This window comes from Zhongshania aliphaticivorans, assembly GCF_902705855.1.
Lineage (GTDB): Bacteria > Pseudomonadota > Gammaproteobacteria > Pseudomonadales > Spongiibacteraceae > Spongiibacter > Spongiibacter aliphaticivorans_B.
In genome coordinates this window covers 68,920-94,343 of record NZ_CACSIJ010000018.1, presented here as the reverse complement: position 1 = coordinate 94,343, position 25,424 = coordinate 68,920, and the positions used below count along the sequence as shown (strand labels likewise).

The following is a 25,424-nucleotide window of genomic DNA, read 5'->3' as shown; positions in this document are numbered from 1 at the left end:
CAATTCCCATGAAAACGCAACGATTGAAAACAATCGCGCTGGCGGTCAGTGTGGCTGTTGGTATGCTGGCTGGATCGCCGGCCTATTCAGCCGATACGACTGCTGGGCAAGACGCCGCAGCGCAACCACCAGCTAAACCCCTGATCCCAGTTAGCAAGGTTCTTGATGTTGGTATCAAAAGAACTAAAGCAGCAAAGCAATCTCAGGTTAAAGTTGATCGCTTAGCAGCAGAAACGGGTGATTTATTACAGGACTACAAAACTGTAATGAAGCAAGTAGACGGTCTCCGCGTCTATAACGCTCGCCTTGAGAAACAAATAGCAGGCCAATTGAAACGTATTGACGGCCTAGGTCGGTCTGTTGATGATGCAACAGTCATTCAACGTCAGATCACCCCTTTACTGATTCGTATGATTGACGGTCTAGAGCAGTTTGTTACTCTGGATGTGCCATTCCATAAAGAAGAACGCGAAGAGCGTGTTGAGTTCTTGCGTACTAATATGGATCGCTCGGATATCACCATCGCGGAAAAATTCCGTCAAGTTCTCGAAGCCTACAAAATCGAGAATGAGTACGGCCGTAAAATCGACAGCTACAAAGGTGTTGCTACGGTTGATGGTTCAGATCGCGAAGTTAACTTCCTACGTATCGGTCGTATTGGTCTAATGTACCAAACAACGGATGGCGAACAGTCGGGCGCTTGGGATCAAGATCAGCGCAAGTGGGTTGAACTAGATTCTGGTGATTACCGCGGTGCGATCCAAAAAGGTCTGCGTATCGCTCGTAAACAAGCTTCTATCGATATCATGAAACTCCCGATTCCGGCTCCGGAGGCTGCTAAATAATGAAACGTAATCTATTAAAGGCTGCTGTGTTGGCTTTCAGCGGCGCGATTGCCGTTGCAGCTATGCCGGCGATGGCCGAAGACGCAAAATCGCTCGACGAATTGTTAAAGATGGTTGAGCAAGGGCGTATCTCTGAAATTCGTGAGAATAAAGAGCGTGAGCAGCGTTTTGCTGCTGCCCGTTACGACCAGCAAAAGACGCTTGATGAAGCTAAGCGCACCTTGGCTGCAGAAGAGAAGCGTTCTTCTGATCTAGAAAAAACCTTTGAAGAAAATGAAACAGTTATCGTAGAGAAACAACGTCAACTGAAAGAGCGTTTGGGTACCCTTACTGAATTGTTTGGACACCTGACATCTACAGCTGGTGATCTGCGTTCTAACTTCCTTTCTTCTATCATCAGCGTTCAGTTCCCTAAGCGTGAGCAGTTCGTTGACGACTTGATCGCCAAAATGTCTGGCGCTGAAGAGTTGCCAAGCATTGAAGAGATCGAGCGTGTATGGTTCGAATTACAGCGTGAAATGACTGAGTCAGGCCGTGTTGTTAAATTCAAAACACCTGTAACCAGTGCTGGCGGCGAAAGCGGCGAGAAAGAAGTTGTTCGTGTTGGTACATTCAACATGGTTAGCTCAGACGGCGAGTACCTTCAGTATATTTCTGAAACAGGTGCGCTTGCGGTATTGTCTCGTCAGCCAAGTGGCCCATATATGGGTTGGGCTGAAGAATTAGCTGAAACTACTTCTGGTATGGCTGCATTCGGTGTTGACCCAACAGGTCCTACCGGTGGTTCTTACCTTGCAGCCTTGATTGATAGCCCGACTCTTACTGAGCGCTGGCATCAAGGTGGTGTGGTAGGTTACGTGATTTCTGCAGTCGGTTTACTGGCGATGTTGATTGCCTTCTGGCGCTTGGTTGTTCTGTCTATCGAAGACATGAAAGTTAACAGCCAGCTGAAAAGCACTAAAGCCAACACGAATAACAGCCTTGGCCGTGTGTTAAAAGTGCATGAAGATAACCCGTCAATGGATTCAGAGACTCTTGAGCTGAAACTTTCAGAAGCAATCCTGAAAGAGACTCCACGTTTGGAGAACTCACTCAACCTACTGAAAATTATTGCTGCGGTAGCACCTCTATTAGGTCTGCTCGGTACCGTAACCGGTATGATTATTACCTTCCAAGCAATTACTATCTTCGGTGCAGGTGATCCGAAAGCAATGGCTGGTGGTATCTCTGGTGCACTGGTAACGACTGTACTTGGTCTGGTGGTTGCGATCCCAACAGTTCTGCTGCACACCTTCGTGAGCGGTCGTGCCAAGAAGATTATTCATGTTCTTGACCAGCAAACTACGGGCATCATTGCCGAACACACGGAAGGTCACGCGGGGAAATAAGCGATGTACCTACTGAATGAATGGATCGAGATTATCCGTAGATTCATGGATGCAGGTGGCGACGTGCTTTGGGCCATCGCCGGCCTGACATTCCTGATGTGGACCCTCGCTCTGGAAAGACTTTGGTATTACAAATTTGGGCTGTCGAAAGACGTTGACGGTGCCATTGGCAGCTGGGAAAAGCGTGTAGAGCGTAAATCTTGGAATGCTAAGCAAATTCGTGAAAAGTTGATATCTGAGGTATCGCTTAAAATTAATGCGAGTTTGCCAATGATCCAAACGATGGTGGCACTATGCCCACTGTTAGGGTTGTTGGGCACAGTTACCGGTATGATTGAAGTATTTAATATCATGGCGGTAACAGGTGGCGGCGATGCGAAATCGATGGCTGGCGGTGTTTCAAAAGCAACGATCCCGACTATGGCGGGTATGGTTGCCGCTTTGTCAGGTGTCTTTATCAATACTTACATTAAAAGTATTGCAGACCGTGAAGGCGAGCTTTTGGAAGACCATCTGACAACAGATCACTAAGAGAGCTAACATGAGAAGGAATAAAAGAGGCGGAACAGAGGACAATCCCTCTGAAATAGACTTAACGCCGATGCTCGACGTTGTGTTTATCATGTTGATCTTCTTTATTGTAACGGCGTCCTTTATTAAGGAAGCTGGTGTCGAGGTGAATCGCCCTGACGCGTCAACATCAAGCAAAAAAGAGAATGTTAATATTCTGATTGCTGTAACAGCAACTAATGAAATATGGATTGATAAGCGCCGGGTAGATAAGCGTGCGGTTCGCTCTGTTGTTGAGCGTATGCATGCAGAAAATCCTAAAGGTGCCGTGGTTATTCAGGCTGATAAAGCCTCGAATACCGAGACGGTTACTGCGGTTATCGACGCCAGCCGGTCGGCAGGTGTATACGATGTTTCATTGGCCACTGAAGACAGCTGATCAATATGAATATTCGACTATTAATAGGTGCTGCATTGGCATTTGTGGTGACAGCGACGCTGTTCATCATAATGCCGTACCTTATCGAGATAGCTGACAAGACGTTGGACGAAAAGCCACGTACTAAGCTAGCCGATATACAGATGCCAGACACCAAGATTGAAACAATGAAAGACAGCAAGCCCGATAAGCCGAAGCAGCCAGATGAGCCGCCACCGGATATGGAGCAGCCTGAGATGGAAGACATCAATCCAAATTTGGATGTTGTCAACATGACCCCAGCTCAGGCCGTCGATTTAACAAATACCGCTGGCGGGCTTTCAGCCTCTGACGGTGAGTATTTGCCAATCGTAAAAGTTGCCCCAATTTATCCGCGTCGCGCGCAAAGTCGTGGTGTAACTGGTTACTGTACTGTTGAGTACACCGTAACCAAGGCGGGTACTACTCGGGATATCGTTGCGGTAGATTGCGAGCCTTCTGGTTATTTCGAACGGGCTTCAGTTAAAGCGGCTGAGAAATTTAAGTACAAACCGCGTGTGTCTGACGGCGAGCCTATCGAGGTGCCGGGCATACAAAACCGGTTCACTTATGAGTTGGAAAAATGATGTCTGATTATCACTTGAGCACTAAAACGTTGCGTCCGGTGTTGGTCAAGCTGGGTTGTTCTATCGCTCTCGGTGTAGCTACAGTGTTTGCCATGCCACTTGTAAGTTCATCCTTACAGCCGTTACTTGGTGAGCAGAGCGTGGGCATTGCCCACGCCGCTGAGAAGAAAGAAAAGCCCAAGCGCAGCACACGTAAAACGCCAGCAATCCGCGCTAAAATTTATGAAAAATTAAATGCAGCACAGGAAGCGGCGGACGAGAAAAAGTACAACGAAGCCATAAAGCTACTCAATGATCTCCGTGATACAGAAGGGCGGAATTCGCTGAATAGCTATGAGCTTGCTAACCTCTACAATATGTATGCGTTTATATACTTTACTCAGGAAAAGTATCAATTAGCGCTAGATGCATATCGTAATGTTGTGAAGCAACCGGATATTCCGGAAGCAATGGAGTTGAATACCAAATATACCATTGCTCAGCTTTACTTCGTTAAAGAGGACTACAAAGGCGGTGTATCTACGCTGTTAGAGTGGTTTAAAGCTAAGCAAGCTTTAGGTGAGGACCCTGGTGCAGGCGCGTATGCGCTTTTATCTCAGGGTTATTACCAGCTCAAAGATCTTGATCGCGCCTTAAAGTATATTGAAGTGGCTATTAATGATTACACTAGTCGCGGAAAGATACCTAAAGAGCAGTGGTGGGGCTTGCAGCGCTACTTGTACTACGAAAAAAATGATATTAAGCGCGTAACAGCGATTCTTGAAGAAACGCTTAAGCATTATCAGAAAAAGGCCTATTGGCTGCAGTTGTCTTCTATGTACAACGAGCTAAAAATGGATGATAAAGCGACTGCCGCAATGGAGACCGCTTACACCGAAGGTGTTTTGGATAATGACAAAGAGCTGATTAATATGGCATATCTCTTCCTGTCTCAGGAAGTGCCGTATAAAGCAGCTAAAGTGCTTGATAAGGCAATTAAGAAAGGTGATGTTCCTGCGACTTCCAAAAACTTGGAGTTGCTTGGTAATGCTTGGCGCCAGGCACAAGAGTTGAAGAAAGCGATTCCAGAGATGGAAAAAGCTGCTGCAAAATCCGATAAGGGTGAGTTGTGGTCGCGCTTGGGAAGTATCTACCTCGATAATGACGAATTCGATAAGGCTGAAAAGGCCATAGAGAATGCGTTTAAAAAAGGTGATATTAAACGTCCAGATAATGCCTATTTAGTACTAGGAATGGCGCGTTTTAACTTGCAAGAATATGACGGCGCGCGTAAAGCGTTTAAAGAAGCTGCTAAAAGTGAGAAGTCCGCTAGCTATGCTAAACAGTGGATGGAGTTCATGACAAAAGAGCTTGAGCGTCAAGAAGCTCTAAAAGATGGCTAATTAAGCATTTAGAGCTTCGTTTATTAAGGCACCTTCGGGTGCCTTTTTTGTGTTTGCATTGGACGGATGTAAATTCCCTTTCTATAGTTCTATTGCTGAATTGAATTTTGTTAGGGCCATAATGTGTATGTCGTCTCGGGAAACGTATTTGAAAGCACTTTTGCTAATAGCGACAGGGCTTTTTATGACGGGATCGCTAATCGCCAGTGAGTCACTTGATTCAGATGCGCCAGAGGCAGGATTTTTTAGTCGAACACTGTTTGGTGCGGAATCTGCGAGAGATACCTGGTCGGAACATTGGGTAGATTTTGCTGAAGGTGTTGATCATTATTTCAGTAAAGAAAATGCGCCGCCAGAATATAAAAATGAAAGTTATGTGAATCTTCAGCTAAAGCAGACTTGGGAAGAGCAGGGCGATATTCAGACTGATGTTAGGGTTAAGGCCAAATTTGATCTGCCTAATACTCAGCGGAAAGCAAAATTGTTTTTTAGCAGCGATGAATACACCGAAAACTCATTAGAAGAACGTGTGAGAAGTAATTCCACAGGAGAGCGGTTCAGGCGTAAAGAATCGGTTTCTGGTATTGAGATAACGCCAGATGATGAATGGAATAAATGGAAACGTTCTGCTCGCTTAGGTATTAAGCTGCGGGCGCCGCTGGTTACTTTTGGGCGCTATCGTTTGCGGCGGCCAATGGAGCCATGGGGGATGTGGCTTCCGGAATTCACTCAAGAGGTATGGTATTTCAGTGATCGTGGATGGGGCGCAACCAGTGAATTTGAAATACAGCGGCCATTGGGTGAGCAGTTTCGCCTGCGTTACTTCACGGTTCTAGAGTTTGAAGACCAGTATGACTTTTTTGAAAACCTACATGTATTATCTTTAAATCAGAGCCTATCTGATGATTCAACACTAGAATACCGCGTGGGGTCGGTGTTCTCGACCGAATTTCGAACGCAAATGACAGCGTACTTTGTCGGTGCCAGCTATAACTATAAGCTCTATGAAGATTGGGTTTTTCTTACCGTCAGCCCTGAAGTGTTTTTTCCAAAAAACGACGGCTGGGACGCCGAGGCCAGTTTTACAATTGCTCTAAATGTCTATTTTTCCGAGTAATACCACCCAATATTTTTCCATCTAATCCCGCAAATCCGCCTTAATATATGATGACGTTGAGTCTACACAGAATGTGGTAGTTGGCGCGATGTGTGCTTGAAGAGTAGTAATGGTCGGGGTATTTTGTGCTGGGCTTGAGTTGATGTAGCACAGTAACCCCTATTTAGTACGATCGGCTTATCTTGTCGCTGACTTGTAAAGCTTATTGCCTATACTCGAAGGCCCAAATTCTTTTCGAATATGGGCGAGAGGGGTGAATTGCTCGGTTGGCGTAATAAGATAATTAAACGGATGTTGATATAAATGCGATTTTCGCAGGAGAAGTAATGACAATTCGCGTGGCTATTCATCACAAGACTTACTATAGCTTTGATCGTTTGGTAAATCTGTCTCCGCATGTGATACGCCTGAGGCCAGCTCCGCATAGCAGAACGCCGATTCACAGCTATAGCATGAAAGTTGTGCCAGAGACGCATTTTCTAAATTGGCAGCAGGATGCATTTGGAAACTATCTTGCTCGTTTAGTTTTTCCAGAAAAAACGGAAAAGTTCTCGGTAGAGGTAGAAGTTCTTGCCGATATGACGGTTATTAATCCATTTGATTTTTTTGTTGAAGAATACGCAGAGAAGTTTCCGTTTTATTACAAAAAGCAACTTAAAAAAGAGCTGTCACCGTATCTCGCCAAAGAAAAACAGGGCAAGTTATTTGCAAAATTATTGAAATCTATTTCAACTGGAAAGCGTCCAGTGAATGACTTTTTGGTTGAAGTGAATCAAATATTGGAAAAGAAAATAGAGTACTGCCTGCGTTTTGAGCCAGGAGTGCAGGACCCGGAAGAGACCCTGCAACTTGCTAAAGGATCCTGCCGTGATTCTGCGTGGCTGGCGGTGCAGCTGTTTCGTCATTTAGGTATCGCGGCACGGTTTGCCTCAGGCTATTTGGTGCAATTAACCTCTGACGAGAAATCCTTAGATGGCCCAAGTGGCCCTGAGGAAGATTTCACCGATTTGCACGCTTGGTGCGAAGTTTATATTCCCGGCGCGGGCTGGATCGGGCTTGATCCTACGTCAGGCTTGTTCGCGAGTGAAGGCCATATTCCTCTGGCTTGCACGCCAGATCCCGTTTCTGCGGCGCCAATAGAAGGCTATACCGACGAGTGTGAAGTTGAGTTCGATTATTCCAACGTCGTTGAGCGAGTGCACGAAGATCCACGAGTAACAAAACCCTATAGCGATGAGCAATGGGCGGATATTTTGTTACTTGGCGAGCAGGTTGATGAAGACTTGGTCAAGAATGATGTGCGGCTCACCATGGGTGGGGAGCCAACCTTTGTCTCCGTTGACGATATGGAGTCGGCGCAGTGGAATATCGATGCCTTAGGTGCGGATAAATTAAGTTTGGCAAAAACCTTATTGCTGAAATTGCGCAACCATTTTGCACCTCAGGGCTTATTACATTACGGCCAAGGTAAGTGGTATCCCGGCGAAGAAGTACCGCGCTGGGCATTAGGATTATTTTGGCGTAAAGACAATGAACCGCTGTGGATGGACGCAGCGCTATTGGCCAGAGTAGACAAAGACTATGGTCATAATGTGACGACGTCTGAGCAGTTCGCACTCAGTCTGGTTGAGAAGCTCAGCTTGGCGAATGACTATGTTCAGCCAGCGTATGAAGATGCTTTGCACTATCTTTTACAGGAGCAAAAAATCCCTAAAAACATCGATATTCTTGCGTCTAAAATCAGCGATGATTTAGGTCGACGTCGCCTTGCTCGCTTGCTTGAACAGGGTTTTAAAGATCCGACTGGCTATATCGTCCCATTGGCGTGGGGGTCGGTCGCTGGCGAGTGGGTGAGTAGTATTTGGAATGTAAAGCGCGAACGTCTCATTTTAACGCCGGGTGATTCACCCATGGGACTGCGCTTACCGCTTGGCGATTTACCGGAGTTAGAAGAACCAGATATTCAGCCAGATCGCGATCCCTTTGATGAGCGCATCCCCTTGCAGCCGCGATTAGATATCCATTTTCCTGTTGAGGCTAAAGCACCAACGCCTCAGCGTTTACAGAGCGCATCAAAAGCCGTAGCGGAGAAGCTAAAGTATGCCCAGCCCTTAATTCGAACCGCCATGTGTGTGGAGGCAAGAGGAGGTAAAATCCATATATTTATGCCGCCGCTGCATAGTCTTGAGCACTACGTGGAGTTGGTAGCTGCAATTGAAGAAACCGCAAAAGAGCAGAGTGTGCCGGTAATTTTGGAAGGCTATGAACCGCCTCGCGATCCGCGTATACAAAAGCTCTTGGTGACTCCCGATCCTGGTGTCATTGAAGTGAATGTTCACCCCACATCTAACTGGAAGGACTTGGTGGCGAATACCACTGAGCTGTATTCCGCTGCGCGTGAGTCGCGTCTTGCTGCGGAAAAATTCATGCTTGATGGTCGTCATACCGGTACCGGCGGCGGGAATCACATTACTTTGGGCGGTGTGACACCGAGCGATAGCCCGATTCTTCGGCGTCCAGATTTACTGCGAAGTTTGGTCACGTTCTGGCAGCATCATCCGAGCTTGTCGTATATTTTTTCCAGTGCGTTTATTGGCCCGACCAGTCAGGCACCGCGTGCTGATGAAGGTCGTGATGAAATGATGTACGAGATGGAAATTGCATTCCAGCAAATGCCAGATGGGCTTGCAGACCAGCCTTGGCTGGTGGATAGATTGATGCGCAACTTGCTTATCGATATTACAGGCAATACCCATCGCGCCGAGTTTTGTATCGATAAATTGTATGCGCCGGGCAGCGCCACTGGCCGTCTAGGCTTGTTGGAGTTCCGTGGCTTTGAAATGCCCCCGCACAGCCGCATGTCTTTGGTTCAGGCACTCTTGATACGAACATTGGTTGCTTACTTTTGGAATGAGCCGTATAAAAAACCACTGGTTCGCTGGGGTACGTCATTACATGACAAGTTTATGCTGCCACATTATTTATGGCAGGACATGAAGGACGTTGTTGCGGTGCTTGAGCGTGCCGGCTATCCCTTTAAAGCGGAGTGGTTGCTTCCCTTTGAAGAGTTTCGTTTTCCACATTATGGTCGCGTAAAGCTCGACGAGATTGAAATCGAATTGCGTTGGGCGGTAGAGCCTTGGAACGTACTGGGTGAAGAAATCGGTAGCTTCGGCACCGCGCGGTATGTCGATTCATCGGTGGAGCGCCTACAGGTTAGACTTACAGGGTTAACCGATAGTCGTTATGTTCTTGCGTGTAATGGTCGCAGAGTGCCATTGGCAAATACTGGTCGTCATGGCGAGTACGTTGCTGGGGTGCGTTACCGCGCATGGGCACCACCTTCGGCTTTGCATCCCACAATTGGCGTACATACGCCCTTGGTGTTCGATCTAATAGATACGTGGACAGGGCGCTCTATTGGCGGCTGTAGCTATCATGTTTCACATCCCGGTGGGCGAACCTACGAGACCTTCCCTGTGAACGCATTTGAGGCTGAGTCACGTCGTGGTAATCGCTTTAGTACCGTGGCGCATACACCGGGGCCGTATACGCCAAGACCCGATTTGGACGCAGTGCGTGAATTTTTCCCAGAACTGCCAAGACCCATGGCGCCACCACCAGAAGAGTCACCTGGTGAGTATCCGCATACCCTAGATTTACGCCGCAAGCCTAATTGGAACGGTTAGAATCAATCCGTGAACACGGCCTGCTATAGTTTGATCCATTGCGCTATGGCAGGTTTTTCCTACTTTCTTCTGAACCTTCCCCTCCAGACGGACGACGCTTGTTGCCCGTGAATTCACTTACTATTAGCTGGTTGATAATTAAGAGAATAATAAAATGCCCAAAAAGCTCGATTATGTGAAAACTCGTCGGGAAGATGTCGATGAAATCCCGTTGAAATGGCAAAGACTAATTCAGCGGGTGATGAAGCATTACACGCGCTTCAATGTCTGGGTGTATAAGAAAAGTGGTGGTCGTGTATTAAAGAATTTCCCCGGTGGCTACCCTATTTGTATCGTTGGTATGACTGGGCGTAAAAGTGGTGAACGACGTGAAATCGCACTGATTCATTTGCCGTGGGGCGACAATAAGCTCTTGGTGGCGTCGCAGGGCGGTATGGAAAAACACCCCCAGTGGTACTTTAATATTGCGGCGAAGCCAGAGATCGACATCATGGTTCGCGGTGACAAAAAAGCGTACTTGGCCAGTCAGGCGAATGACGATGAGAAGCGTGAGTTGTGGCCGCATTTACTGAGTCTGTATCCAGACTTTGATCAATATCAGGCGAGAACTGATCGCGATATCCCCGTGTTTATTTGTAAACCTCAATAATTTACGCCAATAACTACGGAGCGGAACATGACTGATTCATCCATCGCTGTACAGCAACAGCATAGTTTGGCCTTGCACGGCGTAATTATATTATTCTTGGGTTTGCTGGCTGGAATTGGTTTTTCTATCGCGGCCGCAACACAAGATGTTACAAGTCCGATCTACGGTGCGTGGCGTTTTGCGCATATGGAGGGCCTTGTTAATGGCTTGGTGGTTTTGGCTGTCGCGGGTGTCTGGCTGCGTATCGACGTTCATGGCAAATTTATAAATATAGCCCGCATTATTTTAGTGCTGGGCTGTTATGCCAATATTGTTGGCCCGATCATCAATGCGCTATTTATTGGTAAGCGTTTGATTGCGCCGGAAACGGGTTTAGAAGCTATTGTGGTATACGGGTTTTATATTCCGGGAACCTTGCCGATTATTTCTTTCGCTATTTTTATATTTAATCTTCTTGGTCGTAAGGCAAAATAACTTATTAGCTTGAAAATTGGGTGCAGTGAATACCATTTGGACTTTCGATAGTACTAACGCAGTCGTTACAATGGGTGCAGCGGCTAACAAAGCCTGTATCCATTTTAGCGCGGAGTGGTAGATCGGGATCACTAAGTAAGGTGCGGCCTAGCTGAATAAAATCAAAGCCCTGTTCCATTAGCGTAGTGAAGCTAGCATTGCTGCTTGCTCCGCCAACATAGATCATTTTACAGGACACTGCATCACGTATTCGTTTCGCCTGCTCTAGAAAATACAGCTCGTGATAGGGGTAGTCTTTAAACATAGATTTACCCATTAGACGCAGTGCAAAACGCATCAGCCGACTTTCTTCAGTTCGTAGCATTCCCGGTAAAATATTGCCGCCACGAAACATGATCATGGGGTTCATAGTGCTGGTGCCGCCACTGGTGATAATTCCATCGATGCCAGCTTCATCTAATAGCTTACTGATCTCGACCGCGTCGTCATAGTGAAGGCCACCACGAACACCTTCGGTCATGCTGATTTTTGCCAATAATGGAAAATTGCTGCCTACCGCGTCACGAACGGCGGCTAGCACTTGCAGTGGCAGACGCATACGATTTTCAAAGCTGCCGCCATAATTGTCTTTACGCTTATTGGTTTTGGGGCTCATAAATTGGCACAGACCGTAGCCGTGACCAAAGTGGATTTCTAAGGCATCAAAGCCGACAGACTTCATGAAGGCAGCCGCTTCTCGGTAGCTAGTGATTAAGTTTTTGATGTCTTTTGTGGTCATGGCATCACAAAATAACATGCCCCGAGATAGACCAAGACCATTCAGGCCAAAGCTGGGGCCGAGCGGGCGTCGACGACTGAGTTCGCGATTTTTAGAGAAACCTCCGCAGTGTCCCATTTGCCCAGATACTTTGGTGCCTCGTGCATGAAGGTCGTCAATCAGTTCGTTGAGTTGTGGCCTAATATCCTCGTGCATATACATCATATTTTCGTTGAGGCGACCGTCCATTTCCACAGCGCAGTAGCCGAGGGTGGTCATGGCGATACCACCATCTGCCAGTGTGCCGTGAAAATCGTTTAGCTGCTGAGAGGGCGTGCCACTGGGTGTCATGTTTTCGAAGGTGCCGGCTTTAATGAAACGATTCTTGAGTTGAAGGCCATTGATCGCGGCGGCGGAAAAACAGTCCTTAGTGTAATCCTGCGCGAAGATGTCTGTTTGAGTGCCGCTCATAGGGTGTTCCATTTTTTATTATGCGTAGGTGTTTTCTATTTTCCTATTGTTGGCATGACGGAGTGTTAATTGAATACTCAGTTCGGGCTAGGGAGTCTCTCCAAAGTCGCTATGCTCAGCGTATTTGATTAGGTGTGGACAGAGATTAGACGATAACTGACGTGGCCGGCCTTCTTCTCTTTGTCGATATGCCAATGTGTGGGTAATGCTGGTAAGGCCTCATCCGCTGCGGTTTCAATATAGATGAGTGTGTCATTGGCTAAGGCTTTGTCGGCTAGAGCTAAAATAACAGGCTCTAACAAATTTTTGTGGAACGGGGGGTCGAGGAAAATAATACGGTGTTTTACCTCAGTGGTCGCCAGATACGCCTCAGCACTTTGGCAGTGCACGGATGCCGCGGTGCATTTTAGTGTGGCGAGATGATCACGTATTTGTCGGCAAGTCGTATTATCGGTCTCGATGAAATCGCAGTGAGCCGCATAGCGTGATAACGCTTCTAGCCCTAGGGCGCCCGAGCCGGCGAATAAATCTAGACAATGGGCGTCGTGAATATGAGGGCTAAGCCAGTTAAAAAGGGTTTCCCGAATTCGGTCACTGGTGGGGCGTAGTCCTTCCGCGGCCTGAAAGTGTAATTTTCTACTGCGCCATTGGCCGCCGATGATTCTAAGCATGCCGTGTGTTTCTTTGCTGTGGTGGCCTTGCGGTTTGCGCATGGGTATTCCGGTGCCAGTTACTCAGAGAAATGGTAGGATAAGCCTTTTATTTTTACTGTAAACCTTACTCGGAATTTATATACCTGCATGACAGATAACGCGACACCGTCGGAACTAGAGCCGGAAGTTAAAAAGAAGGGTTTATTTACCCGTTTTAAAGAGTCTTTTGTTGGCTCGGAAGAAGACTTGGCAGCCCTAGCCGCAGCCGAGGGCTTTATCGATGATGCTGAGGTGGCGCCGTGGCAGCATCTGGAGCTGTCGCCAGAAGAGCAGGCATCACTGCTGGTTCGCTTTCGTGAAGGTCTAAGCAAGACTGGTGCGCAGCTCGGCGAAGGTATGGCTAATTTATTCCTTGGCCGCAAAGAAATTGATGACGAATTACTAGAAGAGATCGAAACCCATTTGCTGATGGCTGATGTGGGGGTCGACGCGACGCAAGCGATAATTAGCAATCTGACTAGTCGCGTGTCCCGCAAAGAGCTAAATGACCCAGAAACCTTATATATAGCTCTGCAGCAAGAGCTGAGTACGATGCTCGCCTCTGCAGAAGAGGAACTAGTGATTCCTGCCAGCGACAAACCCTATGTCATTTTAATGGTAGGGGTTAACGGTGTTGGTAAGACCACCACCATTGGCAAGCTGGCAAAGCAGTTTCAGGCGGGGGGGCGTTCCGTCATGCTGGCGGCGGGTGATACCTTCCGCGCTGCGGCGGTGGAACAACTCCAGGTGTGGGGCGAGCGCAATGATGTTCCTGTTATCGCACAACACACGGGGGCTGATTGTGCATCGGTGCTGTTTGACGCCTTGCAGGCGGCACAGGCAAGAGATATCGATGTTTTGATAGCCGACACTGCTGGCCGTTTACACAACAAAGACAACTTGATGGAAGAGTTGAAAAAGGTCGTTCGGGTGCTTAAAAAGCTCGACCCCGATGCGCCTCATGAGGTGATGCTGGTGTTAGACGCTGGCACCGGTCAAAACGCGCTGTCTCAAGCCAAGCATTTTCAGCAGGCGGTCGGTGTTACCGGCCTGACTTTAACGAAGCTCGATGGCACGGCAAAGGGCGGTATCGTCTTTGCGATTAGCAAGCAGCTTGGTATTCCGATTCGATTTATTGGTGTGGGCGAGGGTATTTTGGATTTGCGTCCTTTTCGAGCCAATGAGTTTGTCGGTGCCTTATTTGGGTGGCAGCAAAAGCAATGATTGAGTTTGATCAGGTCTGCAAGCGTTACGAAGGTGGTTATGAGGCGCTCACTAACCTGAGCTTCCATATTCCTCGCGGCGAAATGCGCTTTTTAACCGGCCACAGTGGTGCGGGTAAAAGTACCTTGCTGAAGCTGATTATGGTGATGGAGAGAGCCAGCTCTGGACAAGTTATTGTCGGTGGGCGGAATTTGTCGAGCCTACCAGCGCGGCGGATACCAGAAGTGCGCCGCGATGTTGGGGTGGTTTTTCAGAATCATCAGTTATTGTTTGACCGCACCGTCTACGACAATGTTGCGTTGCCGCTAATTATTGCTGGTTATGGGCACCGAGACATTGGTCGTCGCGTGCGGGCGGCCTTAGACAAGGTGGGCCTCCTAGACAAGGAGCGGAAAAATCCTATTACCCTGTCTGGGGGAGAGCAGCAGCGGGTGGGGATTGCCCGCGCGGTGGTGAATAAGCCCGCCTTATTATTGGCCGACGAGCCCACGGGTAACCTCGATCCGCAATTGTCCGCTGAAATTATGCATTTGTTTGAACAATTTAAGCAGGTCGGCGTGACCGTACTTATAGCCACTCATGATCTTGGTTTGATTGCGCGGATGCCCTATCGCTTATTGACTTTGCGCAGTGGGAAATTGGTCACACGGGGAGGGGATGACAATGTCCCCGAATAAACAGAATAGAATGAATAAGCGCCGTTTGGGCCAGCTGCAGGCACCGGCAGGCAAAAAAGACGCTAAGGGTGCGTTAAAGCACAAGACCAGTTTAAGTGATCGTCTTGCGGGCTACCGCAGCCATCATCAGCAGGTGGCAATAGACAGCTTGCGTCGTCTTGTTGCTCGTCCGGCAACCTCTATTATGACTACCTTGGTGATCGCTATCGCCTTGGCGCTACCGACAAGCTTGTATGTAGGCTTGAATAATATCGATGCCGTTAGTGATGGTTGGGAAGGTGCGGCGCGTATATCATTATTTTTAAAGCCCAATGTGAATAGTGGGCAGGCAGAAGCGCTACGGCGTAATATTGCTGAGCGCGACGGTGTTGTTTCTGCGGACTATATTTCTCCAGACGCCGCGCTGGAAGAGTTCCGTGCTAGTTCGGGGTTTGGCGACGTACTTGATCAGCTTGATGCCAACCCACTGCCCGGCTTAATCGTGGTGACTCCCCGCGAGGCCAATGTTTCTGCCGCTGCGGTGACGGAATTACAGGCGTCGCTAGGGCTGTTACCAGAAGTTGATTTGGCAAAGCTAGATATGGAGTGGTTGCAGCGCCTAAATCGTATTACCGAGCTCGGGCGCCGCTTAACCTTGGCACTTGGTGCCATGCTTGCGGTTGGTGTGCTACTGATTATTGGTAATACTATTAAATTGGCAATAGAAGGGCGGCGGGCCGAAATTCTAGTCGTCAAGCTCGTCGGCGGCACCAATGCCTTTGTGCGCAGACCATTTTTGTACACCGGTTTGTGGTACGGTCTAGGTGGTGGTTTGGTGGCGTGGATCTTGGTGCAAAGCGGCCTGTGGTGGCTACGTGGCCCTATTGCTGATTTATCGCAGTCTTACCAGAGTGACTTTCACCTATTGGGTCTAGGCTTTCTCGATACTATAATCTTGTGGCTATTTGCCGCCATGCTGGGCCTGTTGGGGGCATGGTTGGTAGTGGGGCGTGAATTACGCGCCATTGAGCCGCGCTGATTTGCTGTAATCCCCTCCGTTACGGGTGGATTTTTACGGGTACTTGAACTTTAGTGCGTTTGGTACTCTAATAAGCAGCGGTGTAAAGTGTAGTTTCATCAACGAATTTTAGGAGGATGTGCAATGAGTACCCATCTACAGCCGATACAGCAGCTTGTGCCGGGTGGTGATCTCTCTGCATATATTCAGTCGGTCGGTAGCATCCCTGTGCTTAGCGCAGAGCGTGAGCGCGAGTTGGCTGAAGATTTGTTTTACCACGGCAACGTCGAGGCGGCACGTCAATTAGTTATGTCGCACCTGCGTTTTGTTGTGCATATTGCTAAAAGTTATAAGGGTTATGGTTTGGCTCAAGCTGATTTGATCCAAGAAGGCAATGTAGGCCTAATGAAGGCCGTTAAGCGTTTTGACCCTGAAAAAGGCGTGCGCTTGGTGTCATTTGCTGTTCATTGGATTAAGGCTGAGATTCACGAGTACGTGCTACGCAACTGGCGCATTGTTAAAATTGCGACGACTAAAGCACAGCGTAAATTGTTCTTTAATTTGCGCAGCGCTAAAAAGCAGCTGTCTTGGTTGAGTAATGATGAAGTGCATGCCGTTGCTGCTGACCTAGGCGTAGACGTTGCCGAGGTGCGCAGAATGGAAGGTCGTCTGAGTTCAGTGGATGTTGGTTTTGATGCCGATACCGACGACGAGCGCGGCCCTGTAGCGCCAGTTCACTACCTTGAAGACCACAGCGCTGATCCTGCTTTATTGTTAGAGTCCAATGATCTGGAAGAGAGTAATCACCAGAGCCTGTCGTTGGCTTTGTCTGACCTTGACGAGCGTAGCCGCGACATTCTGCAAAGCCGTTGGTTAGGTGATACCAAGGCGACCTTGCATGATCTGGCCGATCGTTACAGTGTCTCAGCTGAGCGTATCCGCCAGCTTGAACAAGCCGCAATGAAAAAACTGCGGGCAGCAATGGAAGCGTAGTTTCTGGTGCCGCAATTTTTTCTGAAAAGCCTCGCAATGCGGGGCTTTTTCATTTTCGCCTAGAAGAAAGGTGGCGTCATTTAATAGCGTTGTTACGGCGCTTGGCTTTTTTAAGCCCGCCGAGATCCGTACAATAGCGCCATCAATTACTATCTGGGTATACACATGGCTTCCCTAACGCTTTTTGTGGCGGCGGTTCTAGGATTCTTGGCGGTTGGTTTAGGCGCATTTGGCGCGCACGGTTTAAAGGCGAGCTTGCCTGCCGACATGATGGCGGTGTATCAAACCGCTGTTCAATATCATTTTTATCATTGCTTCGCTTTGCTTGTCGTCGGCGTGCTTATGCATAGTGGCGTCCAGCATCTGTCATTGCGAATATCCGCCGTTTTATTTTTTGCGGGGATGCTCGTTTTCAGCGGCAGCTTGTACGCCTTGGCATTAACCGGAACACGGTGGCTGGGCGCGATCACCCCGATTGGTGGCTTAATGTTTTTAGTGGCTTGGGCGTGTTTGGCCTACTCTGCATGGAAAGCGATGTAATGACTGAGAATGTCGCACCTATCCGGCGCCGGATTAAAAGCTTTGTTCTTCGCACCGGAAGAATGACCGACGGTCAGCGTAGGGCCTATGAGATTAACCTTGCTGAGCTCGGCTTGCAGCGCAGCGACGGCATGCAAAACTTTGAAAATACCTTTGGGCGTGTGGCGCCGGTGGTGCTTGAAATTGGTTTCGGTATGGGGGATTCCCTCGCTGAAATGGCTGCCAATGCTCCAGAAAATGATTTTATCGGCGTAGAGGTTCACACCCCCGGCGTTGGTCGTCTTATGTACTTGGTGCAGGACGCCGGTCTGAAAAATGTGCGTACCTACGAGGACGACGCCGTAGAGGTGTTGGCGCAGTGCATACCTGATAATAGTTTAAGTCGCGTCCAGGTCTATTTTCCCGACCCTTGGCATAAAGCCCGTCATCACAAGCGCCGCCTTATCCAGCCACAGTTTGTGCAGGCGATACGCAGCAAATTAAACGTCGGCGGTGTACTGCACTTGGCGACCGACTGGGAAAATTACGCCGAACACATGATGGACGTAATGAGCGAGGCCGAGGGCTACAGCAATATGGCGGGTGACAGAGAGTATTCGCCACGTCCAGACTATCGCCCCATTACGAAGTTTGAAAAGCGCGGTGAGCGTTTGGGGCATGGGGTGTGGGATTTGTTGTTTACTAAGAGTGAGTAATAAAACGATACGGCGCGAAAGATTGCCATTTTAAGGTGAGTCGATGCACTTATCTGTACTCAGTATGGCTCCGCTAGAGTTTAGTGGAGGCAATCTGTAAATTTTTTTTGTCTAGACTTAGGTGGAAAATGCTCTGAGATTCGTCATATACGCACTGAATCTCGTCTGGGGGTGGGCCCTTGCCTGCAAATGATTTAATCAATACTGCCTTTTTGTCCTGTAAATCGCTGCTTGCAGCGGTTGTGTCGCGTATTGTTCCTCCCCATGAAATAGAAGACATTGTGCAGGAAACCTACGTTAGGGTCTGCCAGAGCAAAGTGAAGGGCGAGCTGCGAGAGCCGCGCGCCTTTATGGTGAAAACCGCACGTAACTTGGCGCTTGATCACATTAAACGCGCGGAACAGCGCTTGAGTGGGCCGCTAGATTTTCAGGCCGAGCAGGATTTAGCTGCTCGTGATGATTGTGATCCTTATCGTCAAAGTGTTTCAAATCAAGAGTTTGCCCGCTTTTGCGAAGCCGTCCGACTGTTGCCTTTGCAGTGTCGGCGGGTGTTTGTGCTTAAAAAAGTGTATGGCCATTCTCAAAGAGAAATCGCTAAAAAATTAGGTCTTAAAGAAAGTACGGTAGAAAAACACATTGCGCGGGGCATTATACTTTGTGCGCGACATTTGGCTTTAGACGCGCCAAGTGCCACATTGACGCAGAGGGAGTCGTCTAGCAAGACGAAAGGGGTGCGTCGATGAGTAATGTTCATGATCTGTCAAACCATCAGCACGCCCAGTATCGCGCCAGTGAGTGGTTGGCAAAACTTGAGCGTGGTCTTAGCGCGGAAGAACAACTGCGNTTGGATGAGTGGCTGCTTGCCAAGCCTGAAAATCGAGAGGCTTTATTGTCCCTATCCAATCAGTGGGATGATATGGATGAGTTGGCGCGCTTGGCAGAGATATTTCCTGAGCCTGAATACCGTAAAGAAAAAAGGCAGTGGCAGCGGCCTTCGGCAATACTGTCGGTGGGGCTCGTATTGGTTGTCGCGCTGCTCGTCGGGGCTTGGGGGGCGGGGCGGTTCTTGGTTATGCCGGCAACGGACATTGCCAGCAGTCAAGCAGAAAACCGTTTTGACACTGGTCGAGGCGAGCAGTCCACCGTGACTTTGCTCGACGGCTCTCAGTTAACCTTGAATACCAATACTCGAATTCGCACTGTATATAGCACCTTGCAACGCCAAATTTACCTTGAGCGCGGTGAGGTGCATATTCAAGTTGCGCACAATCAACAGCGACCATTTATTGTGTATGTGGGAGACCAAATGGTGCGAGCAGTGGGAACTGCTTTTAATTTAGAGATAAAAGCGGACAAGCGAGTCGAGTTGATTGTGACCGAGGGTAAGGTGTTGGTCGGTGCGCGCCGGCGTGAAACACTTGTCGGTGGTCATTCAGTAGGTAAAAAACAAGCTGAGCCCGTATTTAATTCTGTTAAAGTCGCGCCGGTGGCCGCGGGGCAGCGAATGTTATTGGGCGACGCCGTCGAGAAAGTACAGTCAATTCAAGCGGAAGATGTTCGTGCTCAACTGGCGTGGCAGAAAGGGAGTTTAGTTTTTCGAGGTGAATCTTTGGAAGAAGCTATTGCCGAAATCGAACGTTATACTCCCGTTGAGTTTGTGATTCAGGATGAAGATCTCAAGCGGCTGCGAGTGGCAGGTTTGTTTCGCACCGGTGATGTAGAGGGCTTGCTAGCAAGCTTAAAAGAGAATTTTAATGTCACTTCGCAGCGTATCAGTGCCGAAAAAGTTATTTTAACTAGGAGGTAGATTGGTACATAAGACAGGGATTGCAATTTAATTGTGCCATTTTTTTTCCATAATCATTGGCGGAAACTAAAGGCTCATTCGTCTTCTTGCTGCACACGTAATTTATACGTGGGCGGGGAAGGCGAAGCTTCTAATTTACGGCGCTTGCCAGTGCAATTAGTCGCGCTGCTATTTTTTCTTAGCAGTGTGACTTACGCGCAGGCTGCGGCGTGTATAAAAATACCCTTCGATATTCCTCGCCAAAGTGCAGACCAAGCACTTATCCAATTTGCTGAGCAGGCAAAGGTGACGTTCATTTTTGCATTTGAGTCCGCCCAAGGTAAAACCTCTAAGGCCCTGCGGGGTGAGTTTAGTCGTTACCAAGCGGTTCAAATCTTACTTGAAGGCACTGGTTTATACCCTGAATTCCGCAAGGATGGCGTGCTGGCTGTAACCACTAATAAGCTAGCAAAAACTGACGGTAACTCGTCAGAAGAGGAATGTGACATGGTGAAAAATTCAAATAAGACTCCATTATTAACACGGTTGGCCGCGGCAATTGTGGCTACGTTTTCGGTTTCTGCCGGGGCGCAATCGGCTGATGCGCAGGCTTCTAGCCGACCTACGGCGTTAGAGGAGGTGATTGTGACCGCCCAAAAACGTGCGCAGGGCTTACAAGATGTCCCCATTTCTATATCGGCGTTTAGTGGAGACAAAATTAAGGATGCGGGAATTCCTGATTTTGAAGAATTATCGGCATATATCCCCAATTTTAGCGTGTCAGAAAATACCATTGGCGACACTATTTCTATTCGCGGTATTAACTCAGACAGCCAAGCTGGTGGTGAGCAGTCGGTAGGGATTTACGTCGATGGGATTTACCGAGGCCGTGGCGTGCAATCACGATTTGCATTTTTAGACGTAGGTTTAATCGAAGTGCTGCGTGGGCCGCAGGGCACCTTGTTTGGTAAAAACACGATTGGTGGTGCTTTGAATATTACCTCCGCTAAGCCTACCGAAGAACGTGAGGCTAGCGTCGCGCTTATGCATGAATTCGAGCACGAGGAAACTGAAATACAGGCTCATTTTAGCGGGCCTATAAGTGATAGCGTTCGAGGCCGGCTGGCGTTACTTCAGCGGACGCTGGACAAGGGCTGGGTTGATAATAGTTATTACAACGAGAGCACTCCCAATAACGACGAGTGGGGTGGACGACTTTCCCTCGACTGGGATGTCAGTGACGTCTTATCGACAAACTTTAAATTTGAGCATAGTGAGTTTGATATTACGGGTGCACCCTATGAGGTGTTTAATGTAGGCGGCCCCTCTGCAGCTACCCTTCGAGCCTTAGGGGTTGAAGATAATATCGACGGCAAAAGCAAAATTGGCAATAGCTCGCCGCAGCTAGATATTGGCAGCAATCACAAAATGGACGGCGACAGTGATGAACTGATGTTCCGTGCCGATTACGCCGTCAGCGCTGGGGTGTGGACAGCCTTGCTCGGTTACTCTAACTATCAGTTTGTGCGTGACCAAGATGTTGATTACAACCCGCTAGATGTATTGCGGGCGCGAGATTCAGAAGAGTTTGAACAGAAGAGCGTTGAGCTGCGTTTTGCCTCTGAAGCCGGTGGTCGCTTTGAATATATCGCGGGCTTGTACTGGCAAGAAGCAGATTTAGAAACGGGGCTGGACTTAACGTTGAACGGCCCATTTGCCAGTGCGGCATTGGGCGCGCCTATCGATTTGCCGTGGACAACAAGGCGTAATTTTTTAGATCAGCAATCTGATATCTTCGCTGCCTTTGCGCAGGGCACGTGGACGCTAAGCGATACAGTGAGATTAACGGCGGGTTTGCGTTACGGTAAAGAAGAAAAAACCGCTGATCAGCTTGCGAGCTTGTTTGATCCAGATACTGGCGCGGCGATTACCGACCCTGACGTATTAAACTTCTACTCGGTTGCGGTACTCGAAGCGGTGCCACATCAATTTTCACTAGACCGCACGGAAGAGGATGTGTCGCCATCCATAAATGTGCAGTGGGATGCAACTGAGCAGACTATGCTTTACGCCAGTGTGTCGAAAGGCTTTAAAGGCGGTGGTTTTAACTCCATTGCCTTGAGTGCTGACCCCGACGAAGCTGAATACGAAAACGAAGAGGCTTTGGCCTTTGAGCTGGGTAGTAAAACGCGTTTCTTGAATGGTGCTGCTGAACTAAACGTTGCATTATTTCAGGTGAAATTTGACGACTTACAAACTACTCAATTTACGGGGAGTACCAGTTATATCGTCACGAATGCTGCTTCAGCAACCACCCGCGGTATTGAAGTGGATGGCCGTTGGCAGTTGAGTCCTGAATTCCGCTTACAGGGTTCCTTGGGTTATGTCGACTTCGAGTTTGAGGACTACCGCACTGCAGGTTGTACGGCGGCGCAGATAGCCGACGGCGGATTCGCAAACGGCGCGGCATGTTCGGCGGCAGGTACTAATGACCTTAGTGGTAGAACCAATCAAGATACGCCTGAGCTAACGGGCTCTGTTTCGGCCATTCATATTCATGACTTCGGCGTGTTTGAATTGACCAGCCAGTTAGATGTGAATTACTCCGATGAGTATTATGCCGCGGGTGATCTTGATCCAAACATAATTCAAGACTCGTTCATCAAAGTAAATGCCTCGGTGAGTATTGGGCCGAATAATGGGAAGTGGGATGTTGCTTTAGTGGCGAGAAACCTGACCGATGAGCAGACCTTTAGCTACGCGAATGACATGCCGCTGTTCAGTGGTACGCATTTTGGTTTGGTACAGCGGCCCAGAACCTTCGCCATACGTGGGCGATTAAACTTCTAATTATTAGGGCTTACTCGTAAATTAAAGAAGGGATGGCGTCTTGGTCGTCCCTTCTTTCTTCATAAAGTGCTTTCTCTTCATCAGATGCTCCTTTTCCGTATCTTTATGCTCAGCAAGTTTAGCTAAATTGACAGACCGACGGTCTTAGATGCGCTATGTGATAAAAGACGTGTTGAAATTACCGTTCCCGTGTAACAAGTGCGGCGTGGCTTGGTCTTTTTATCGAGTGCTATGATTTATTGCTAGTTTAGCGAATTAAATAATAACAATGAGAGCCGAGATTATGACTAATCCATTAATGTTTTTTGTCGAACTATTGCGCCAGTCCATGTGGATTGTTATTTGGGTCGCGATACTTATGGCGGCTAATTTAACAAGCTTATTGTTTTGGGATGAGTGGCTGGCGAAAACGATCTTTGCCACTTTTTTAATCTCTGCAAGCGCGATGTTGCTGATGTTTAGTATGGTCGGCTATCAGCGGGTACTCGGTTTGGCTCATATTTTATGGATACCTTTGCTGTATTTCGTGCTGCGTGAAATTCCATTGGCAGAGGGTAATTATAAAATATATCTACTGACGCTTGCGGTCTGTAACGGCTTGTCTTTAGTACTCGATGTGCGCGACGTATGGATTCATTTTTACGCTAAAGACTAGTCATTAGTCAGCTCGCAGGGCACCCACAAGCCACTCGACATAATGACTTTACAGCGAGCCCACTGCTTGAATGTGCGGACTGAGCATGAGTCATCGACCCCGACGATATCATTGCTTTTACCTGCTGCGATACGGAAGGTAATGCGTTTTCCGTCTATGGTTAGCACTTCTCTTACCGCCCATTGATCGCCTCGTGCCGCATTGCTGTAGCACAGGCCGGGCTGAATCTTTAAGGGCTTTCGTGTCCGGCGTCGGGCGCTGCGTGATGCTAGCTCAAATAATTCGCTTAAATCGTCAGGCGTAACATCAATAAATGAGTTCATTTGATGTAGCGCCGCGGCAAAGTCTTCTTGGGCAATATCGGTGCTGATATGACGGAATCCCGGTTTAACGACGGGTGTTGAGCCCGCGTATTCTCGACGGAACCAGTGGCCGGGGTAGCGGCGCCATCTAAATAAGGCATTAAACAGCACGCCGCAGCTTACAAGGGCAAGTGCATTTAAGAGCACAGGAAAAATGACGTAGGCGTAACCTAAGTTATATATGCTGCTACCACCGGCTACCGCAAAAAGTGCAGTGGCGCCACCTGGTGGATGTAAACAGCGTAAATGGTACATTGTAAATATGGCTAGTCCGACGGCGACGGCGGCGCCAATCTGAACGTCCGCAATATGTTGTTGGCAATACACGCCAATGGTGGCAGATATAAGGTGGCCGCCGATGACCGGCCAAGGTTGTGACAGTGCGCCATGGGGGACGGCAAACACAAGTACCGCGGAGGCGCCGGCAGAGGCTACGATGAGTAAGCTTGCGGGGCCTGAAACATACATATTCGATATCAGGTAGCACAGGCTAATCCCAAAAAAACCGCCTAAGCCAGACAGTAGCTTTTCAAGCTGGCTGGTGGTGTTTTGTTCAATGCCGATAACGAGGCCGAGTTCATTAATAAAGTTACGCATTTAGTTCTTTACAGCTTATGGGTGATTTTGGTGCGCATGCACTATGACTAGCCACATATTGGGGCGTGAATGGTAAAGGCTTGCTTTAAATTCGTATAATGAATATATATGATAGTTAAATTCATAAATTCGGAATTAAAGCTGTAATCCGACTTTGCGCTTAGTGATGGAGCCTTAAATGGATATTGAGTTGGCTCGTACTTTTTTAGAGGTGATGAGTGCGGGAAGTTTTTGCGGTGCCGCTGAGCGCCTGCACGTTAGCCAGACAACTGTAACGGCGCGGGTGCAGTCGTTGGAAGAAACGGTCGATTGCCAGCTATTCATTCGCAATCGCAGTGGTGCGCGTTTAACCGTTGAAGGCGAGCGCTTTGTTGCCTATGCCAGAAATCTCGTGCAGAGCTGGGAATGCGCGAAAGCTGATATGAAATTGCCAAGGGGGCGTGAGTCCCGATTACGTATTGGCGCTGAAACCAGCTTGTGGAACCCAGTGTTAACAAACTGGGTGAGCTGGCTGCAAATTAATTCCCCCAGTGTGGCGGTGCATACAGATGTCGCTGATGCGTCTAGCTTGCTCGCAAAACTTGAAAAGGGTTTTCTTGATGCGGTTATTGTACATCGCCCCAATTATTTATCAGGGGTAATGGTTGAGCAGTTATTGGAAGAAAAATTGGTTCATGTACAAGTGCCGAACAATACCAAACCAAATTTATTTGTTGATTGGGGCTCAGAATTCAGGACTCAGTACGACGCCGCTTTGCCTCAGCCGCGACAAGCGGCGTTTACATTTAATTTGGGGCCTTTAGCCTTGCACGTTATGTTGAGCGGTGGCGGCAACGGCTATTTTAGAACCCGTGTTGTTGAGCCTTACTTACGCAGCGGAGAGTTGGAACGAGTGGCGGATTCGCCAGAGTTTACGCATCCTGTGTATTTGGTGTATCGCGCCACGAATTCGCGATCAGAGCTGCCAATTGCGCTTGAGGGATTGCGTAATGTCGTAAGGGATCATTCCGAGTGGCAGGTTTAGTTTTCG

General features: G+C 48.4%; 24 protein-coding genes. 21 read left to right on the top strand and 3 right to left on the bottom strand.

All coding sequences use genetic code 11. From position 1 onward, the window contains the following. Positions 1 to 8: 8 nt before the first annotated feature. From GVJ32_RS18060 to GVJ32_RS18015, 10 genes are all read left to right on the top strand, one after another. Positions 9 to 845, top strand: a complete 837-nt coding sequence (locus GVJ32_RS18060; RefSeq protein WP_159241479.1) for a DUF3450 domain-containing protein — start codon at positions 9 to 11, stop codon at positions 843 to 845. Beyond that, positions 845 to 2,233 (top strand): MotA/TolQ/ExbB proton channel family protein, encoded by a 1,389-nt coding sequence (locus GVJ32_RS18055; protein ID WP_159241478.1) that lies wholly within the window; start codon positions 845 to 847, stop codon positions 2,231 to 2,233. The genes GVJ32_RS18060 and GVJ32_RS18055 overlap by 1 nt, the downstream gene beginning before the upstream one ends. A gap of 3 nt (positions 2,234 to 2,236) precedes the next feature. Next, positions 2,237 to 2,764, top strand: a complete 528-nt coding sequence (locus tag GVJ32_RS18050; protein ID WP_200841474.1) for a MotA/TolQ/ExbB proton channel family protein — start codon at positions 2,237 to 2,239, stop codon at positions 2,762 to 2,764. Between the two features lie 10 nt (positions 2,765 to 2,774). Then, entirely contained in the window at positions 2,775 to 3,182 is a 408-nt protein-coding gene (locus GVJ32_RS18045; RefSeq protein WP_103683089.1) for an ExbD/TolR family protein, read from the top strand. Positions 3,183 to 3,187: 5 nt separating this feature from the next. After that, positions 3,188 to 3,787 (top strand): energy transducer TonB, encoded by a 600-nt coding sequence (locus GVJ32_RS18040; protein WP_159241477.1) that lies wholly within the window; start codon positions 3,188 to 3,190, stop codon positions 3,785 to 3,787. Then, positions 3,787 to 5,169: a tetratricopeptide repeat protein gene (locus GVJ32_RS18035; protein ID WP_159241476.1), complete on the top strand. Its 1,383-nt coding sequence runs from the start codon at positions 3,787 to 3,789 to the stop codon at positions 5,167 to 5,169. Before GVJ32_RS18040 ends, GVJ32_RS18035 begins: the two co-directional genes overlap by 1 nt. Before the next feature lie 184 nt (positions 5,170 to 5,353). Then, on the top strand, positions 5,354 to 6,286 hold the full coding sequence (locus tag GVJ32_RS18030) for a hypothetical protein (RefSeq protein ID WP_159241475.1): 933 nt from the start codon (positions 5,354 to 5,356) through the stop codon (positions 6,284 to 6,286). A gap of 326 nt (positions 6,287 to 6,612) precedes the next feature. After that, entirely contained in the window at positions 6,613 to 9,975 is a 3,363-nt protein-coding gene (locus GVJ32_RS18025; RefSeq protein WP_159241474.1) for a DUF2126 domain-containing protein, read from the top strand. A 154-nt stretch (positions 9,976 to 10,129) separates the two neighbouring features. Next, positions 10,130 to 10,624, top strand: a complete 495-nt coding sequence (locus tag GVJ32_RS18020; RefSeq protein WP_159241473.1) for a nitroreductase family deazaflavin-dependent oxidoreductase — start codon at positions 10,130 to 10,132, stop codon at positions 10,622 to 10,624. A 27-nt stretch (positions 10,625 to 10,651) separates the two neighbouring features. Further along, positions 10,652 to 11,098, top strand: a complete 447-nt coding sequence (locus tag GVJ32_RS18015; RefSeq protein ID WP_159241472.1) for a hypothetical protein — start codon at positions 10,652 to 10,654, stop codon at positions 11,096 to 11,098. 4 nt (positions 11,099 to 11,102) lie between these two features. Here the strand turns inward: GVJ32_RS18015 and GVJ32_RS18010 are convergent, their stop codons facing one another. Together GVJ32_RS18010 and rsmD are read right to left on the bottom strand one after the other, a co-directional pair. Further along, positions 11,103 to 12,326 carry an NADH:flavin oxidoreductase gene (locus GVJ32_RS18010; protein ID WP_159241471.1) on the bottom strand — a complete coding sequence of 408 codons (1,224 nt, stop codon included), beginning with the start codon at positions 12,324 to 12,326 and terminating at the stop codon, positions 11,103 to 11,105. A 128-nt stretch (positions 12,327 to 12,454) separates the two neighbouring features. Next, positions 12,455 to 13,039, bottom strand: a complete 585-nt coding sequence (gene rsmD, locus GVJ32_RS18005) for a 16S rRNA (guanine(966)-N(2))-methyltransferase RsmD (protein ID WP_159241470.1) — start codon at positions 13,037 to 13,039, stop codon at positions 12,455 to 12,457. An 87-nt stretch (positions 13,040 to 13,126) separates the two neighbouring features. Here rsmD and ftsY point away from each other — a divergent pair, with 87 nt between their 5' ends. The 10 genes from ftsY to GVJ32_RS17955 all read left to right on the top strand — a co-directional run bounded on the left by ftsY (position 13,127) and on the right by GVJ32_RS17955 (position 23,435). After that, positions 13,127 to 14,242 carry a signal recognition particle-docking protein FtsY gene (gene ftsY / locus GVJ32_RS18000; RefSeq protein WP_159241469.1) on the top strand — a complete coding sequence of 372 codons (1,116 nt, stop codon included), beginning with the start codon at positions 13,127 to 13,129 and terminating at the stop codon, positions 14,240 to 14,242. Next, complete coding sequence (gene ftsE / locus GVJ32_RS17995; protein WP_159241496.1) at positions 14,239 to 14,919, top strand: cell division ATP-binding protein FtsE; 681 nt, start codon at positions 14,239 to 14,241, stop codon at positions 14,917 to 14,919. Before ftsY ends, ftsE begins: the two co-directional genes overlap by 4 nt. After that, positions 14,906 to 15,937: a permease-like cell division protein FtsX gene (ftsX, locus tag GVJ32_RS17990; RefSeq protein WP_159241468.1), complete on the top strand. Its 1,032-nt coding sequence runs from the start codon at positions 14,906 to 14,908 to the stop codon at positions 15,935 to 15,937. Before ftsE ends, ftsX begins: the two co-directional genes overlap by 14 nt. Before the next feature lie 123 nt (positions 15,938 to 16,060). Then, positions 16,061 to 16,909 (top strand): RNA polymerase sigma factor RpoH, encoded by an 849-nt coding sequence (gene rpoH, locus GVJ32_RS17985; RefSeq protein ID WP_159241467.1) that lies wholly within the window; start codon positions 16,061 to 16,063, stop codon positions 16,907 to 16,909. 165 nt (positions 16,910 to 17,074) lie between these two features. Next, complete coding sequence (locus GVJ32_RS17980; protein WP_159241466.1) at positions 17,075 to 17,449, top strand: DUF423 domain-containing protein; 375 nt, start codon at positions 17,075 to 17,077, stop codon at positions 17,447 to 17,449. After that, positions 17,449 to 18,144, top strand: a complete 696-nt coding sequence (gene trmB, locus GVJ32_RS17975; protein WP_159241465.1) for a tRNA (guanosine(46)-N7)-methyltransferase TrmB — start codon at positions 17,449 to 17,451, stop codon at positions 18,142 to 18,144. The genes GVJ32_RS17980 and trmB overlap by 1 nt, the downstream gene beginning before the upstream one ends. Positions 18,145 to 18,323: 179 nt before the next feature. Continuing rightward, entirely contained in the window at positions 18,324 to 18,887 is a 564-nt protein-coding gene (locus tag GVJ32_RS17970) for an RNA polymerase sigma factor (protein WP_159241464.1), read from the top strand. Beyond that, entirely contained in the window at positions 18,884 to 19,951 is a 1,068-nt protein-coding gene (locus GVJ32_RS17965) for a FecR family protein (protein ID WP_159241463.1), read from the top strand. Before GVJ32_RS17970 ends, GVJ32_RS17965 begins: the two co-directional genes overlap by 4 nt. Before the next feature lie 150 nt (positions 19,952 to 20,101). Further along, the gene (locus tag GVJ32_RS17960) at positions 20,102 to 22,780 is read left to right on the top strand and encodes a TonB-dependent receptor domain-containing protein (RefSeq protein ID WP_159241462.1); all 2,679 of its coding nucleotides are present in this window, start codon (positions 20,102 to 20,104) and stop codon (positions 22,778 to 22,780) included. A 283-nt stretch (positions 22,781 to 23,063) separates the two neighbouring features. Next, on the top strand, positions 23,064 to 23,435 hold the full coding sequence (locus GVJ32_RS17955) for a hypothetical protein (protein WP_159241461.1): 372 nt from the start codon (positions 23,064 to 23,066) through the stop codon (positions 23,433 to 23,435). Here the strand turns inward: GVJ32_RS17955 and GVJ32_RS17950 are convergent. Beyond that, positions 23,432 to 24,394 (bottom strand): HPP family protein, encoded by a 963-nt coding sequence (locus GVJ32_RS17950; protein WP_159241460.1) that lies wholly within the window; start codon positions 24,392 to 24,394, stop codon positions 23,432 to 23,434. The genes GVJ32_RS17955 and GVJ32_RS17950 overlap by 4 nt on opposite strands. A gap of 178 nt (positions 24,395 to 24,572) precedes the next feature. On the opposite strand from GVJ32_RS17950, the gene GVJ32_RS17945 reads away from it, so the two are divergent. Further along, positions 24,573 to 25,418 (top strand): LysR family transcriptional regulator, encoded by an 846-nt coding sequence (locus GVJ32_RS17945; protein WP_159241459.1) that lies wholly within the window; start codon positions 24,573 to 24,575, stop codon positions 25,416 to 25,418. Positions 25,419 to 25,424: the final 6 nt, after the last annotated feature.